At 43.0% G+C, this 16,473-nt stretch carries 10 protein-coding genes; all 10 read left to right on the top strand.

Going from position 1 to position 16,473, the window contains the following annotated elements; translation table 11 throughout:
* The first annotated feature begins 7 nt into the window (after positions 1 to 7).
* The 10 genes from ruvB (at position 8) to gcvH (ending at position 16,444) form a co-directional block, all read left to right on the top strand.
* Positions 8 to 1,030, top strand: coding sequence for a Holliday junction branch migration DNA helicase RuvB (gene ruvB, locus ACXAFK_RS14555; RefSeq protein ID WP_293296657.1), 1,023 nt, complete (start codon positions 8 to 10; stop codon positions 1,028 to 1,030).
* A gap of 210 nt (positions 1,031 to 1,240) precedes the next feature.
* The gene (locus tag ACXAFK_RS14550; RefSeq protein ID WP_474958241.1) at positions 1,241 to 2,320 is read left to right on the top strand and encodes a c-type cytochrome; all 1,080 of its coding nucleotides are present in this window, start codon (positions 1,241 to 1,243) and stop codon (positions 2,318 to 2,320) included.
* Between the two features lie 12 nt (positions 2,321 to 2,332).
* Complete coding sequence (locus tag ACXAFK_RS14545; protein ID WP_474958240.1) at positions 2,333 to 3,016, top strand: Tat (twin-arginine translocation) pathway signal sequence containing protein; 684 nt, start codon at positions 2,333 to 2,335, stop codon at positions 3,014 to 3,016.
* A 5-nt stretch (positions 3,017 to 3,021) separates the two neighbouring features.
* Positions 3,022 to 3,432, top strand: coding sequence for a DsrE family protein (locus ACXAFK_RS14540; RefSeq protein ID WP_474958239.1), 411 nt, complete (start codon positions 3,022 to 3,024; stop codon positions 3,430 to 3,432).
* Positions 3,433 to 3,476: 44 nt separating this feature from the next.
* On the top strand, positions 3,477 to 4,397 hold the full coding sequence (gene queG / locus ACXAFK_RS14535; RefSeq protein ID WP_369884940.1) for a tRNA epoxyqueuosine(34) reductase QueG: 921 nt from the start codon (positions 3,477 to 3,479) through the stop codon (positions 4,395 to 4,397).
* A gap of 121 nt (positions 4,398 to 4,518) precedes the next feature.
* Positions 4,519 to 5,844, top strand: coding sequence for an MFS transporter (locus ACXAFK_RS14530; protein ID WP_262902806.1), 1,326 nt, complete (start codon positions 4,519 to 4,521; stop codon positions 5,842 to 5,844).
* A gap of 122 nt (positions 5,845 to 5,966) precedes the next feature.
* Complete coding sequence (locus tag ACXAFK_RS14525) at positions 5,967 to 8,264, top strand: NADP-dependent malic enzyme (protein ID WP_474958238.1); 2,298 nt, start codon at positions 5,967 to 5,969, stop codon at positions 8,262 to 8,264.
* Positions 8,265 to 8,281: 17 nt separating this feature from the next.
* Positions 8,282 to 8,863 carry a Holliday junction branch migration protein RuvA gene (gene ruvA, locus ACXAFK_RS14520; protein ID WP_474958237.1) on the top strand — a complete coding sequence of 194 codons (582 nt, stop codon included), beginning with the start codon at positions 8,282 to 8,284 and terminating at the stop codon, positions 8,861 to 8,863.
* 5 nt (positions 8,864 to 8,868) lie between these two features.
* Positions 8,869 to 15,972, top strand: coding sequence for a T9SS outer membrane translocon Sov/SprA (gene sov / locus ACXAFK_RS14515; protein ID WP_474958236.1), 7,104 nt, complete (start codon positions 8,869 to 8,871; stop codon positions 15,970 to 15,972).
* A 91-nt stretch (positions 15,973 to 16,063) separates the two neighbouring features.
* Positions 16,064 to 16,444: a glycine cleavage system protein GcvH gene (gene gcvH / locus ACXAFK_RS14510; protein WP_224835444.1), complete on the top strand. Its 381-nt coding sequence runs from the start codon at positions 16,064 to 16,066 to the stop codon at positions 16,442 to 16,444.
* The last annotated feature ends 29 nt before the right edge of the window (positions 16,445 to 16,473 follow it).

The following is a 16,473-nucleotide window of genomic DNA, read 5'->3' as shown; positions in this document are numbered from 1 at the left end:
TTGAACGATGAACGAAAATTTAGATCCTACCGCCGAAAACCTATCACCAGAAGAGTTCGATATAGAAAGAGCTCTCCGGCCAATTAGCTTCGATGATTTTACAGGACAGGCTCAAGTGCTCGAAAACCTAAAGGTTTTTGTGCAAGCGGCCAATTTAAGGGGTGAAGCTTTGGATCATACTCTTTTTCATGGTCCCCCCGGCTTGGGTAAAACAACCTTGGCCCACATATTGGCCAATGAACTTGGTGTAAATATTAAGGTTACATCCGGGCCTGTTTTGGATAAACCCGGGGATTTGGCAGGCCTTTTGACCAATTTGGATGAGCGTGATGTACTGTTTATAGATGAAATCCACAGATTGAGCCCCATTGTAGAGGAATATTTGTACTCCGCAATGGAGGATTATAAAATCGATATTATGATCGAGACGGGGCCAAATGCACGTACCGTTCAAATAAACTTAAGCCCTTTTACATTGATAGGGGCAACTACGCGGTCCGGATTGTTGACTGCCCCCATGAGAGCCCGATTCGGAATACAGAGTAGGCTGGAATATTACAACACCGAACTATTGTCCACTATAGTTGAGCGCAGTGCCGAGATACTAAAGGTCCCCATCACCAACGATGCAGCCATAGAAATTGCGGGACGAAGCAGGGGGACACCGAGAATTTGCAACGCACTTTTAAGAAGGGTCCGGGATTTTGCCCAGATCAAAGGGAATGGCAACATAGATCTCGAGATTTCACAATTTGGACTCAAAGCACTTAATGTGGATGCACATGGCCTAGATGAAATGGACAATAAAATTTTGAGCACCATCATCGATAAGTTTAAAGGAGGTCCAGTGGGAATAACTACCTTGGCAACCGCTGTATCCGAAAGTGCAGAAACCTTGGAAGAAGTATACGAACCATTTTTAATACAACAAGGGTTTATTATGCGAACACCAAGAGGTAGGGAGGTTACAGAACTTGCTTACAAACACTTGGGCAGAGTAAAGGGAGGTACACAGGCGGGATTGTTTTAAAGCCGATGGTTGTAACAATCCTATTAACTTTTACCGTTACGTTAAAAATCTTTTTGTATCTTGTTTATTGTATTCATTTACAAGGTTCTATTAGGTTATTTAAACCAAAGAAATTCCCTACTTTTCCCTCATGCCAATTAAAAGTACATAAGGTTGTATTCCCAAAGTACACCACATTTTATTAAGATCAACGTGCATTTTTCTATGTAGATGACGGGAAACCATCCTAAATATTCGCCAATATCCAATTCTGATAAGATTCCGGAGCTTTCCGGTCAAATACGTAAGTTAATGGTCCAAGTAGGTATTGGGGTAGGCCTTATTTTGATATTGGCCATTACATTGTTATTGTTTCAGTTTGGTATTGGAAGTACTAGTGGTAACCTGGCCCCAGTTCCCGATGATGTATACCGTATGGATTACAATGTGTACAATCTGTCATCCACTATAAAAAATGAAAAAATCAAACTTGGATTCGAGATTTTTAGAAATACAACATTGCATGTAGGACCCAAACAAAAAGATTCAGTCAAAATATATGCAGGCAATAACTTGGCCTGCGCCAGTTGCCATATAAGCGGAGGAACCAAACCCTTCGCAGCACCATTGATCGGTGTGGTAAAACGTTTCCCCCAATTTAGAGGTCGAGAAAACAAAATGGGAACCATTGAAGAAAGGATCAATGGATGTATGGAGCGGAGCATGAATGGTAGAATATTGCCTGTAGCATCACAAGAAATGCAAGCCCTTATAGCTTATTTGGATTGGTTGGGCCGAGCAACTCCCCCGAACGGCAAGATTGAGGGACAGGGCTTCTTGAAGATTCAAATCCCTAATAGAGCAGTAGATCTTGCTCATGGCGAATCCGTTTACAAAGAACATTGCGTTATCTGTCATGGTCTGGACGGACAGGGGCAATTATTGGCCGAAAACGACCAATATCTGTACCCTCCATTGTGGGGCAGTGATTCCTATAACAATGGTGCGGGCATGACCCGCGTAATCACCGCGGCCCAATTTATAAAAGGTAATATGCCATTTGGCACTACATACGACAAACCTGTTCTTACCGATGAGCAAGCCTACGATGTGGCAGGGTACATCAATCAAAAAGTAAGACCTACCAAGCCCAATAGAGAGGCAGACTTTCCAGATCTTGTCAAAAAACCCGTATCTACTCCCTATGGTCCTTATGTGGATCCCTTCTCTCCCGAGCAGCACCAGTTAGGCCCGTTCCAGCCTATCATGGATTACTACCTTAAGGAACATCAACTTCGTAAAACCAAGTAAACACTACAAGCAATGAAAACAACAAGAACAACATCAAGACGAAATTTTATGGGAGCTATGATGCTGGGTGCCTCTGCATCCACATTAATGGCCTTTACCAATCCCGTTTTAGCGGGGATGGCCGATTATACCGAGTCGGAAATGAACGATGCGGAGGCATGGATGAAAACAATAAAAGGAAAACACAGAGTGGTATACGATGGTTCATATCCACATCACGGATTTCCCATAATTTGGAACTGGGCCTATTATTTGTCCAACAACGAGATGGGTTCCATGGATAATGAAATAACGGCCATGACGGTACTACGGCACGACGCTATTCCGTTTGCTTTTCACACCGACCTATGGAAAAAATACCCCTTGGGCACTATGTTCCATGTAAAAAAAGGGGACGGCACAGTATATGATCGCAACCCGTACTATGAACCGCAGGAGGGAGATTTCCCCATGCCTGTTATCCAGGGTATTAAGGATATGATCGGTCGCGGGGCCATGTTCTGTGTCTGTAATTTGGCCATAAAGGTCTATAGCGGAGCCGCGGCACAACAAATGGGCAAAGATGCATCGGAAGTGTACGAGGAATGGAAAGCAGCTGTATTGCCTGATATTCAGATTGTTCCTTCCGGCGTGTGGGCCTTGGGCAGGGCACAGGAAGAAGGTTGTGGTTATATTTTTGCAGGGAACACAATTTGATCAAGATGAAGAAACTACTGCTAATTTTAACACTATTGATGTCGGGCACAGTGCTCGGACAAACAGAGCCCATCAAATTGGTATTTGATGTAACCAGTAGCGATCCGGATGTGCATCGTATGGCCGCAAAACATTTGCAGTTGATGGCCGAAGCCTATCCGCAATCACAATTTGAAATGGTAATTTACAGCGGGGCTTATAAAATGGTAGATAAAAAAGCATCCGTGGCAGGCGAAATGTTGTCGGCAGTAGTAAATAAAGATAATGTGGATGTCGTAATCTGTGAGCAAACCATGAAAAGACATAAAATGACCATAGGAGATCTTATTCCCGGCGTAGGCTCGGTGCCCGATGGGATTTATGAGATCGTGATGAAGCAAAAAGACGGTTGGGGCTATATTAAAGAAGCAAAATAAAAGGGATTTTCGGGAGAAAAAGTTTAATCGATTAACTTTAGGGCATGAATGCCACCAAAAGGACACATTTGATCAAAACCGAGGCAAAACGCCTCGGTTTTTTATCTTGCGGGATATCCAAAGCGGAATTCTTGGAAGACGAGGCGCCACGATTGGAAAAATGGCTTAAACAAAACATGCATGGAGAAATGCAGTACATGGAAAACCATTTTGATAAACGTTTGGACCCCACAAAACTGGTCGAAGATTCCAAATCGGTTATCTCTCTATTGTTGAATTATTTTCCAGAAGAAAAGCAAAACCCGGACTCCTTTAAAATTTCCAAATATGCCTATGGGATGGATTATCACTTTGTGATAAAGGATAAACTAAAGAGTCTTCTCCATTTTATACAAGAAGAAATTGGCGAGGTGCATGGGCGGGCCTTTGTAGACTCTGCACCCGTACTGGATAAGGCCTGGGCCGCAAAAAGTGGACTCGGTTGGATCGGGAAACATAGTAATTTGCTTACCCAACAAGTGGGGTCTTTTTATTTTGTGGCCGAACTGATAGTGGATTTGGAATTGGAGTACGACGCACCTGTGACCGATCATTGTGGAACCTGTACGGCATGTATAGATGCCTGCCCAACAAAAGCCATAATTGAACCCTATGTGGTCGATGGCAGCAAGTGTATTTCTTACCTTACCATAGAACTTAAAAATGAGATTCCGAGCGAGTTTCAAGATAAAATGGACGATTGGATGTTCGGTTGCGATGTGTGCCAAGATGTATGCCCTTGGAACCGTTTTTCGAAATCACATAACGAACCACTCTTCAACCCAAATCCGGAACTGCTATCGTTCACAAAAAAAGATTGGGAGGAAATCACAGGGGAGATCTTTAATAAAGTTTTTAAAAAATCAGCGGTAAAAAGAACCAAATTGTCTGGATTGGAACGGAATATTCGCTTTTTGAAGAAATAGGTTTACTGCGATATTCATAAATTCGGCGGGTCACCTCAAGAATAAAATACTATATTGAACTATATTTTGAAGGATTCGTATGTTTCCAGTCAATATTTTGATGACCAGCTAAACCTTTAGTATGATTAAGATTAAAAAACCCAAATTAAGTTTTTGGCAGATTTTTAATATGAACGTTGGATTTCTTGGCATCCAATACAGCTTCGGGCTTCAACAAAGTGCCATTAATCCTATATTTCTTTTTTTGGGTGCCGAGGAAGAATTACTTCCAATATTGAACATAGCCGGCCCTGTGACCGGATTGGTGGTCCAGCCGATTATTGGAGCTATATCCGATAAAACTTGGTCACCAAGGTGGGGCAGACGGAAACCTTTCTTTTTAATAGGGGCCATAATGGGCAGTCTGTGCCTATTTGCCTTTCCATTGAGTCCGGCTCTTTGGTTTGCCGTCGGTCTGTTATGGATCTTGGATGTGGGCAACAATATGGCCATGGAACCATACCGTGCCTTTGTGGGCGATAAATTACCGGAATCCCAATTTAGTATTGGTTATCAAATGCAAAGTTTGTTCGTCGGGGCCGGTATATTATTGGCAAACGCGTCTATTTTTTTATTTCAGGATTGGTTCGGTGGAGGGCAAGAAGTGGACGGGGCTGTACCCAAATGGTTGTACTATTCCTTTTTTATAGGGTCCTTTCTTTCCATTGCAACCATTTTATGGTCAGTTTTAAAAACACCGGAAATCCCACCAACTGACCAAGAACTTGAGGAAATCAACAAGCACAAGTCTTTGCCTTTTTTGGAGCGGTTTAAAGTCCCTTTTGTGGAAATAGCGCATGCAGTTAAAGATATGCCCAATTTTATGTGGAAACTCTCCGGGGTTTATTTGTTCCAGTGGTATGCTCTTTTTGTGTACTGGCAGTTTATAACACCCTTGTTTAGGGTTTCCTTGGGTTTTGACACCTCCGAGGCTGCTGCACAGGCTGCAAAAATGAGCACCACATATAATGTGGTCACAGCGGTGGTTGCCTTGGTTTTGGTCCCGCTTACCATGCGGTTCGGTGGTAAAAAAGTATATGCTTTGAGTTTATTTGGTACAGCATTGGCTTTATTTTCAATACCTTATATCAAAGATCCGGTATATGTGCTGTTTCCCATGGTGCTATTTGGTATCGGGTGGGCAGCCATGATGGGCATACCCTATAGCATGGTCTCCAAAATTGTACCCCAGGAGCGAAGAGGAGTGTACATGGGTATTTTAAATATGATGATTGTTATTCCTATGGGAATACAAACACTCACTTTTGGGCCTATTTTCAAGAATCTATTAGGTGGGGATTCAATTAATGCGATGCTGTTTGCTGCCGTATTTTTTGTGATAGCGGCAATCTTGGCCATGCGGCTCAAGCTATCGGACAGTAAGGATGAGTATCCGTTGGATGCCTGATCTAAAGTAAGGGAAAGGATCTGCTAATATTATCGTGCGTTTTGGTATTGTTTAAATTGATTCATTGTATTTTAAGATAAAACCAATGAATGTCCTAACTTTACCAATTCATTTTTGACTATATGAGCAAGGAAAAGCAAAGACGTGAGGCATTACTCTACCACGCAAAACCACAACCCGGAAAAATTAAAATAGTACCAACAAAACCATATTCCACACAACGGGATTTGGCATTGGCCTACTCGCCAGGAGTAGCGGAACCCTGTCTGGAAATCGAAAAAAACAAGGACGATGTGTACAAGTATACCGCAAAAGGGAACATTGTTGCGGTAATTTCCAATGGTACCGCAGTTTTGGGTTTGGGAAATATTGGCCCAGAGGCATCAAAACCGGTAATGGAAGGCAAGAGCTTGCTCTTTAAGATATTTGCCGATATTGATGGAATTGACATCGAACTGGACACTACCGATGTGGAACGGTTCATAGAAACCGTAAAGACTATTGCGCCCACCTTTGGAGGAATCAATTTAGAGGATATTAAAGCTCCTGAAGCTTTCGAGATCGAACAGCGGTTAAAAGATGAGCTGGACATTCCCGTAATGCACGATGATCAACACGGTACTGCCATTATTTCCGCTGCGGCGTTGTTGAATGCACTGGAAATAGCCAACAAAAAAATCGAAGAAGTAAAAATAGTGGTAAGTGGAGCCGGAGCTGCAGCAGTTTCCTGCACTCGATTGTACAAAGCATTCGGTGCAAAGGCGGAAAATATAGTTATGCTGGACAGTAAAGGTGTGATCCGAAGTGATCGGGATACGCTTACTACAGAAAAAAAAGAATTTGCCACAGATAGAAAAATAGATACTTTGGAAGAGGCAATGGTAGACTCCGATGTGTTTATAGGACTTTCCATCGCAGATATCGTTTCGCCCAAAATGTTGAAATCCATGGCCGATAATCCCATTGTTTTTGCCATGGCCAATCCTAACCCAGAAATCGAGTATAACCTGGCTGTGAAAACACGTAAGGATATCATTATGGCGACAGGTCGTTCCGATCACCCTAACCAAGTGAACAATGTGTTGGGGTTCCCTTTTATTTTTAGGGGAGCATTGGATGTAAGATCTACCAAGATCAACGAAGAAATGAAAATGGCCGCAGTTCGCGCATTGGCCGATTTGACCAGGGAACCAGTGCCTGAGCAGGTAAACATAGCTTACGATGCAACGCGATTGACCTTTGGCCGGAATTATATCATTCCAAAACCATTTGATCCACGTTTGATCACTAAAATACCACCAGCTGTTGCAAAAGCGGCTATGGATAGCGGTGTAGCCCGTATGCCAATTCAAGATTGGGATCGGTACGAGGAAGAGCTTTACCAAAGATCGGGCAACGATAATAAGGTGGTAAGGCTATTGCACAATAGGGCTAAGGTAAACCCAAAACGTATAGTTTTCGCCGAAGCAGAGCTTTTGGATGTTATGAAGGCTGCGCAGATCGTGCATGATGAAGGTATTGCGACCCCAATTTTATTGGGCGATAAGCAAACTATAGAAAATTTAAAAGAAGAGCTCGATTTTGATGCAGAAGTGCCGATTATAGATCCGCGTTCAGATGAATTCAGTCAGATGCGTTCCAAGTATGCCCTAAAACTTTGGGAACAAAGAAAACGGAAAGGCGAGACAAAATATAGCGCCCGTGTAAATATGGGCAAGCGAAATTACTTTGGGTCCATGATGATCAAAGAAGGAGATGCAGATGGGATGATCTCTGGCTACTCCAGGGCATACCCCAAGGTGCTTCGACCTGTTTTCGAGGTTTTGGGTAGAGCAAAAAACGTTAAAAATGCAAGCACCGTCAATATAATGATCACCGAGCGTGGGCCACTATTTTTGGCAGATACATCCATTAACGTGGATCCTAATGCCGAAGAATTGGCCGAAATTGCCCAAATGACCGCAAATGTGGCCAAAACCTTCGGTTTTAAACCTGTAATAGCATTATTGTCCTATGCCAATTTTGGGTCATCCAGTCATCCAAATGCACAAAAAGTAAGAGAGGCTGTTCGAATTCTTCACGAACGTAACCCAGATTTGGTCGTGGATGGAGAAATTCAAACCGATTTTGCCCTGGATGCGGAATTGAGCAATAACAACTTCCCATTTTCAAAAATATCAGGGAAAAAGGTAAATACGCTGATATTTCCAAATTTGGAATCGGCCAATATCACCTATAAATTACTTAAAGGATTGCACGAGGCGGATTCCATTGGGCCGATAATGGTCGGCTTGACCAGGGCTGCCCATATCTTGCAATTGGGTGCAAGTGTCGATGAAATGGTAAATATGGCAGCGGTTGCCGTAATCGATGCGCAAGAGAGAGAAAAAAGAAGGAAAGCAAAAATGCAGGCCGGATAACCTATAAACCTAAATTGATGATTACCCATTTAAGAGGAAAGCTTGTTGAGAAAAATCCAACATACGTTATTGTGGAATGTGGAGGTGTAGGGTATTTTTTAAACATTTCATTACATACGTTTTCCTTGCTTTCGGACGAAGAAAATATTTTTATTTACACCGATTTGCTGGTTAAAGAAGATTCCCATACGCTTTATGGTTTTGCCGAAAGAGCAGAGCGGGATGTGTTTCGCTTACTTATATCGGTTTCCGGGGTCGGTGCCAGCACTGCTAGAACTATGTTGTCCTCATTGTCCCCTGCCGATGTCAGGGATGCCATTGCCAACGGAGATGTGCCCGTAATCCAGTCTGTAAAGGGGATTGGGGCCAAGACGGCCCAACGGGTAATCTTGGATTTAAAGGACAAAATTTTAAAAGTCTACGACATAGGCGAAGTTTCACAACAATCAAACAATACAAATAAAGAAGAAGCGTTATCTGCATTAGAGGTTCTTGGTTTTACCAGAAAGCAATCTGAAAAGGTCGTGGACAAGGTGCTTTCCCAAGACACTTTGTTAAGCGTAGAGAACATTATAAAACAGGCGCTGAAAAATTTGTAACTAGTTTGAAAAAAGGGGCAAAATCAATACTTAAACAGGCACGTTTTAGGTACATTTTCTTTGTTATATGTTTTCTGTCCATTTCCGTAACAATGGCACAGGACACCAATGAGCAGGTCCAAGACTCGGTAAAGACCGGAGTTGCTCTAGGTCGCCTTATTATGGAAAACCCGGACAGTATTGTTGCCAAGTACAGCTACGATCCCAAAACAAATACATACGTTTACACCGAGAGCATAGGTGATTTTAATGTCAATTACCCGTTGATCTTGACTCCGGAACAGTATTATGATCTCATCGAAAAGGAACAGATGAAATCCTACTTTAAGCAGAAAGCGGATGCCTATGCGGGAAAAAAGGAAGGAAGTGAGGAGGCCCGAAAAAACCTATTGCCCAATTTTTATGTCAACAGCAACTTTTTTGAGTCCGTCTTTGGAGGTAATACAATAGAGGTGATTCCGCAAGGTTCGGTGGCCATGGATCTTGGTATTTTATGGCAAAAGAACGATAACCCGGCACTATCGCCCAGAAATAGAACCAATCTTTCTTTTGATTTTGATCAACGCATCAGTCTAAGTTTGCTGGGAAAAGTGGGCGAGCGACTTCAAGTGACCGCAAATTATGATACCGAGGCTACTTTCGATTTTCAGAACTTGGTAAAACTGGATTATACCCCGACCGAGGACGATATCCTTCGTAAAATAGAAATAGGTAACGTAAATATGCCCCTCAATAGTTCCTTGATTACTGGGGCGCAGAGCTTATTCGGTGTAAAAACCCAATTGCAGTTCGGAAAAACAACCGTAACAGCAGTGTTCTCGGAACAACGTTCACAAAGCAATACTGTAGTTGCGCAAGGCGGAGGAACTGTGAATGAGTTCGCCTTGACCGCCTTGGATTACGATGAGGACCGTCACTTTTTCCTTGCCCACTATTTTAGGGATAATTACGACAGAGCCTTGGAATTTTACCCTTTTGTTCAAAGTAGGGTGCAAATTACACGTTTGGAGGTGTGGGTAACCAACAGGAATCAGCAGACACAGAACGTCAGGAACGTGGTGGCCATCCAGGATTTGGGAGAGGCTATTTCCGATAATACCCGTATTGGTGTAAACAATGGCGACCCTGCCGGTTTTTTCAACCCTTCTGCGGTAGCATCGGGCTTGCCCCAGAATGCCGCCAACGCATACGATCCCAATCAAATTGGCAGTGGGGCCCTTACACAATCCATTAGGGATATCGCAACTGTAGAATCGGGATTCAATATACCCGGCTACACCGTAAACCAAGGGTTCGATTACGCCATTTTGGAAAATGCACGTAAGTTGGAACCTGGTCGTGACTACGAGTTTGATTCCCAGCTAGGATATATTTCATTGAGCCAGAGCTTGAGCAACGATGAAGTTTTGGGTGTGGCTTTCCAATACACTTTTGACGGACAAGTATTTCAAGTGGGAGAGTTTGCCAACGGGGGTGTGGACGCGACCACAATACCGCCAAATTCCAATCTTATAGAAAACAACTCCTTGGTACTGAAACTGCTCAAGAGCAACATTACCAATGTGCAAGACCCTATTTGGGATTTGATGATGAAAAACATCTATTCCACAGGGGCCTATCAACTAAATCAAGAAGATTTTAAACTGAATATACTCTATTCCGATCCTACGCCGAGGAACTACATTACGCCCGTAGATCCAAATGCTGGATGGCCCACGGGATTACAAGATCAAATATTGTTGAATGTTTTCAATCTGGATCGTCTAAATATTTACAATGATGTACAGCCGGGAGGCGATGGCTTCTTTGATTATGTTGAGGGCATTACAGTAGATTCACAATCGGGTCGAATTATTTTTACCAAGGTAGAACCCTTTGGAGAGTATCTCTTTGAACTATTGGGGGGCGGAGTTTATGATGTGGACAATGATCAAGGATACAATCCCAATCAGCAGCGTTATGTTTTCCGAAACATGTATGCCAAGACCAAAGCAGCTTCCTTGCAAGATGCCGAGAAAAATAGATTCCAAATAAAAGGACGTTACACTTCGCAATCCGGAAACGGTATTCCGATCGGGGCATTCAATGTGCCCCAGGGTTCCGTAACGGTAACTGCCGGTGGTCGTCAACTGCAGGAAGGCATCGATTACACGGTAAATTATCAAGCGGGTACGGTTCAATTGTTGGACCCAAGTTTGGAGGCATCCAACACACCGATCAATATTTCGGTGGAAAACAATGCTGTGTTCGGACAGCAAACTCGAAGATTTGCGGGGGTAAACGTAGAGCATAAATTCAACGATAAATTTGTTTTGGGCGGTACCTTGCTCAATCTGAATGAACGGCCGCTCACCCAAAAATCCAACTACGGAATAGAACCGGTGAACAATACAATTTTTGGTCTAAATGGAAACTTTAGTACGGAAATGCCGTTCCTGACCCGCTTGGCGAACAAGTTACCAAATATAGATACCGATGTACCCTCTAACCTATCATTGCGCGGTGAAGTCGCTTTTTTAAGGCCCAACTCACCAAAAAATGCGGATTTTCAAGGGGAAACAACGACTTATTTGGACGATTTTGAAGGGGCCCAGGCTTTGATCGATATTCGCTCGTCCCTAGGATGGACCTTGGCAAGTCCGCCAGTGGAATTTTTAAACGATAGAACCGGTATCGATGTGGGCTATGAACGTGCAAAAATGGCGTGGTACACCATCGACCCTATTTTTTATACCAACCAAAGACCTTCTGGAATGTCGGACAACGATATTTCCTTGAACTCGACCCGTAGGGTATTTATAGATGAAGTATTTACTGAGACCGATATAGCCCAAGGGCAGACCCAGGTGCAGAGCACATTGGATATTGTGTATTACCCTAACCAAAAAGGACCTTACAACGCCAATCCAAGTTTTGAGAGCGAAACACCCGAAGCCAAATGGGCAGGTATAATGCGACCATTGAGCAGTACCAATTTTGAGCAATCCAATGTGGAATTTGTACAGTTTTGGGTATTGGACCCTTATATTGACGGCGAAACCGCAGGTAACAATGCGGGCGAATTGGTTTTGAACTTGGGGAACATCTCCGAGGATATTTTAAAGGACGGTCGTAAACAATACGAAAATGGACTTCCTGCAAGCACGAACAATGAGGTGCCCAGGGAAACTATCTGGGGACAGGTACCATCGACTCAATCCTTGGTGTATGCTTTTGATGCCGACGAAGCCAACAGAACAGCCCAAGATTTAGGTCTGGATGGGTATGGTGATGCCGAGGAGGCCGCTATATACAATGGACCGGCAGAAGACCCTGCATTGGATAACTATCAATATTACTTGAACCGGGATGGTGGAATTTTAGAACGTTATTTGGATTTTAACAATACTCAGGGTAACTCCCCGGTGGCAGTAACCGATACCAATAGAGGTTCCACAACATTGCCCGATGTAGAAGATATTGACAGGGATTTGACCATGAACACGGTGAACAGTTATTATGAATACCGGATTCAGATTAAACCTAACACCACTATAGATGATCAATATGTAACCGATATTCGTGAAGGACAAACCCCGACATTGCCCAATGGTACGCAGTTGAACCGTAGATGGATTCAATATAAAATTCCGTTGAGCGATTTTACCGATGCTGTTGGGGGAATCTCCGATTTTAGATCCATCAGTTTTATGCGAATGTACCTTACTGGCTTTTCCGATGATGTAGTATTGCGATTTGCTACGCTGGATTTGGTTCGTGGTGACTGGAGGACCTATACAAATTCGTTACAGCCCAATGTGGACAATGATCCTACCGACGACGCAACGGTTACCGATGTAAATACAGTAAATATTGAAGAGAATTATGGAAGGCAGCCCATACCATATGTACTGCCTCCAGGAGTAGTTCGGGAGCAATTGAACAATAATAACACCATTATCCGCCAAAATGAGCAATCACTATCATTTGTGGTGGAAAATTTGGAGTCCGAAGATTCCAGGGGAGTATTCAAAAATGTAAATATCGACGTGCGCCAGTACGAGCGTTTAAAAATGTTCATGCACGCCGAAAAAATATTCAATACCGATTATTCCGATAACGATACACCTTTAGTAGGCTTCTTGAGAATTGGAACGGATTTCTCACAAAACTTTTATCAACTGGAATTGCCTCTTCAATTTACACCCTTTGGTTCAACATCATCCGAAGAGATTTGGCCAGACGTCAATGAACTGGATGTCGCACTGAGCGATTTGAGCAAGGTGAAATCCAAAGGAATATCCGATCAAACTTTGGATGAAATCAACTATTATGAAATTGTGGATGGTGAAGCTGTACCGGTAGATGAGTTTGCACCGAGAACACTTGGTAGAGTCCGAATCGGGATTCGAGGAAACCCGTCCTTGGGAAGTATTCGTGGAATGATGGTAGGTATCAAAAATATCGATGATATTCCTGCAAGAGGCGAAGTTTGGTTCAATGAACTTCGTTTGGCAGGATTGGAAAACAATGGAGGCTGGGCCGCTACGGCAGCCTTGGATGCAAACATGGCCGATTTTGCAAATGTGACAGCAACCGGAAGCAAAAGTACTTCCGGGTTCGGATCTATAGATCAAACCCCTACAGAACGTGCCTTGGAAGATGCGATTTCCTACGATGTGGTCACCAATGTAAATGTAGGGCAATTGTTTCCAAAAAAATGGAACCTACAACTACCGTTCAATTATGGTATTTCCGAAACCTTGATCACCCCCGAATTTGATCCAGTCTACGATGACCTTAGATTGGATGATAGGATTGCTGCGGCATCTACCCCAGAAGAGGCCGAAACCATAAAACAACAAGCAGAGGATTACACCAAACGGACCAGCATTAATTTAATAGGTGTCCGTAAAAATAGAGGGGAGGAAGCGGAAGAGAATTTCTTCGACATAGAAAACTTCACCTTTAACTATTCCTATAACGAAACAAACCATAGGGATTTTGAGGTAGCCGAACTAAGAGATCAAAATGTATCGACAGGATTTGTGTACAATCATAATTTTAAACCGGCACCTGTAGCGCCTTTTGCCAAGAAAGACTCTATGCTTACCGGCAAATATTGGCAATGGCTCAAGGATTTGAACTTTAATGCGTTGCCGACCAGCATATCGGTAAATGCCAATTACAACCGATCCTTTAATCAACAAAGGTATCGCGATGTTTTGGAACCAGGGGTGGAGGCTTTGGAATTGCCATTGTTGCAGCAGCGGAATTACCTGTTCAATTGGCAGTATGCCCTTAATTATAGTCTGTCCAAATCTTTACGGGTAAATTTAACCGCATCCAACAACAACATAGTTCGGAACTATTTTAATGTGGACGACAACCCCGATTCTGGAATCAACGAAGCATTAGATCTTTGGGATGGCTTTTTTGATGTGGGGGAACCCAATCGTCATGCACAACAAATGCAATTGAACTACGAGCTGCCATTTAGTAAGATCCCGTTCCTCAATTTTATAAATGCACAATACACCTACACCAGTAATTTTGATTGGCAACGTGGTGGGGATGCACTACGAGAGGTGGCCAATGAGGATATCAACGTGGTGCAAAATGCCAGTACGCATACATTGACCGCCAACATGGGCATGCAACGTTTCTATGACTTTTTGGGACTTAAAAAACGAGACGGCAAAGTAACGGCAAACCAGGCTCCGGTGCGCAGGGACAAGGCCGGTAATCCTGTAAATGAAGCTAGTGGTAATGGCCCGCGAAAAACAAGTAAAGGGTTCAATACATTGGTGGATGTGCTTACCATGGTAAAAAGAGTGAACGTAAATTATAGCGAAAACAGGGGAACAGTATTACCAGGTTACACACAATCCATAGGGTTCATCGGAACGGCCCGTCCAACATTGGGCTTTGTTTTTGGTAGCCAGGCAGATGTGCGTTTTGAAGCGGCCAGAAAAGGATGGTTAACAGACTATCCGGAGTACAGTACACAGTTTATGCAGAACATGAACAAACAGCTCAATATAACTGCCACGGCCCAGCCTACCCAAGATCTTACCATAGATTTGAGTGCCGACAGGAGTTTTACGAGCTCTACACAAGAAAGCTATAGTCCAGAAGAGTGGAGCAATGGCTTGGACGGTCTTATCAACGAAATGGGGAACTTCAGTATTTCCACGGTAATGATCGGTACCATTTTTAATAAAAGCGATGAGTTCGATTCTGAAACTTTTGAGCAGTTTAAACAAAATAGGATTACTATCGCCAACCGATTGGTGTCCGATAGAGGTGGTGATCCAGGTGAATTGGATGAAGAAGGGTTTCCGGAGCGGTATGGTAAAACTCAACAAGAGGTGCTGCTTCCCGCATTCTTTGCGGCTTACACAGGACAGGATGTGGAGCGTGTAAACCTGGATGCTTTTAGGGATATTCCGATTCCCAACTGGAACATAAAGTATACGGGCCTCATGAAGAATCGTTGGTTTAAAAAGAAATTTAAACGCTTCTCATTAACTCACGGGTATCGAGCAGCGTACAGTGTTAACTCCTTTCAAACGAATTTGGAGCGCCAGAATACCACGATAGATCCGGAAAACGGGGATTTCTTGCCAAAGACCCTGATCAATAATGTGGTGCTTACCGACGAATTTAGCCCGTTGATGCGTGTGGACTTTGAGATGCAGAGCTCCTTTAGTGTATTGGCAGAAGTAAGGACCAGTAGAACATTGTCCTTGAGTTTTGACAACAACTTGTTAACGGAAATAAACGGGAGCGAATATACCCTAGGTTTGGGATACCGGTTTAAAGATGTAAAATTTGTGACCAACATTGGAGGGGAAAAAACAAGGTTAAAAGGGGATTTGAACCTAAAAGCCGACTTGTCGTTGCGAGATAATATTACCATTATCCGAAATTTGGATATCGATAACAATCAGATCACATCCGGACAAAAATTAATGTCCTTAAAGTTTACAGCGGACTATGCCTTGAGCAAAAGTTTGAACGCTTTGTTCTTCTATGATCATTCGTTCTCCGAGTTTGCGGTATCCACGGCATTTCCACAAACAACCATTAATGCTGGTTTTACCTTGAGGTATAACTTTGGGAACTAATCGTTTTTAATTGCATTTTGTCTTCAAGTTTGTTTGAAAAGCTTTCAGCAATCCGTTACATTTGTCCATCTACAAATTCAAACTTAAAGTAATGAACATACCGTCAGAATTAAAGTACACAAAGGATCATGAGTGGGTCAAGATAGATGGAGATATCGCCACCGTGGGTATTACGGATTTCGCACAGAGCGAATTGGGGGATATTGTTTACGTTGAAGTGGAAACTTTGGACGAAACTTTGGATAAAGAGGAGGTTTTTGGGACCGTTGAAGCGGTAAAGACCGTTAGCGACCTTTTTTTGCCGCTCAGCGGAGAGATTGTTGAGTTTAATGAAGCCTTAGAAGACGAGCCGGAAAAGGTGAACACAGATCCTTATGGTGATGGTTGGATGATAAAAATAAAAATGAGCGATGCCTCCGAAGTGGAAGGTCTCATGAGCGCGGATGATTACAAGTCCCTTATAGGTGCTTAAAAAAAACATATATACCTTATTATTTATAA

The organism is Flagellimonas sp. ABD4_174 (assembly GCF_056160185.1).
Note: the sequence above shows the minus strand (reverse complement) of the source record. Positions and strands in the feature narration are given on the sequence as shown.

Coding starts and splice junctions, on each gene's coding strand:
- ACXAFK_RS14550 (WP_474958241.1), top strand. CDS start 1,241: ATGACGGGAAACCATCCTAAATATTCGCCAATATCCAATTCTGATAAG.
- gcvH (WP_224835444.1), top strand. CDS start 16,064: ATGAACATACCGTCAGAATTAAAGTACACAAAGGATCATGAGTGGGTC.
- ruvA (WP_474958237.1), top strand. CDS start 8,282: ATGATTACCCATTTAAGAGGAAAGCTTGTTGAGAAAAATCCAACATAC.
- ruvB (WP_293296657.1), top strand. CDS start 8: ATGAACGAAAATTTAGATCCTACCGCCGAAAACCTATCACCAGAAGAG.
- ACXAFK_RS14540 (WP_474958239.1), top strand. CDS start 3,022: ATGAAGAAACTACTGCTAATTTTAACACTATTGATGTCGGGCACAGTG.
- ACXAFK_RS14530 (WP_262902806.1), top strand. CDS start 4,519: ATGATTAAGATTAAAAAACCCAAATTAAGTTTTTGGCAGATTTTTAAT.
- ACXAFK_RS14545 (WP_474958240.1), top strand. CDS start 2,333: ATGAAAACAACAAGAACAACATCAAGACGAAATTTTATGGGAGCTATG.
- ACXAFK_RS14525 (WP_474958238.1), top strand. CDS start 5,967: ATGAGCAAGGAAAAGCAAAGACGTGAGGCATTACTCTACCACGCAAAA.
- queG (WP_369884940.1), top strand. CDS start 3,477: ATGAATGCCACCAAAAGGACACATTTGATCAAAACCGAGGCAAAACGC.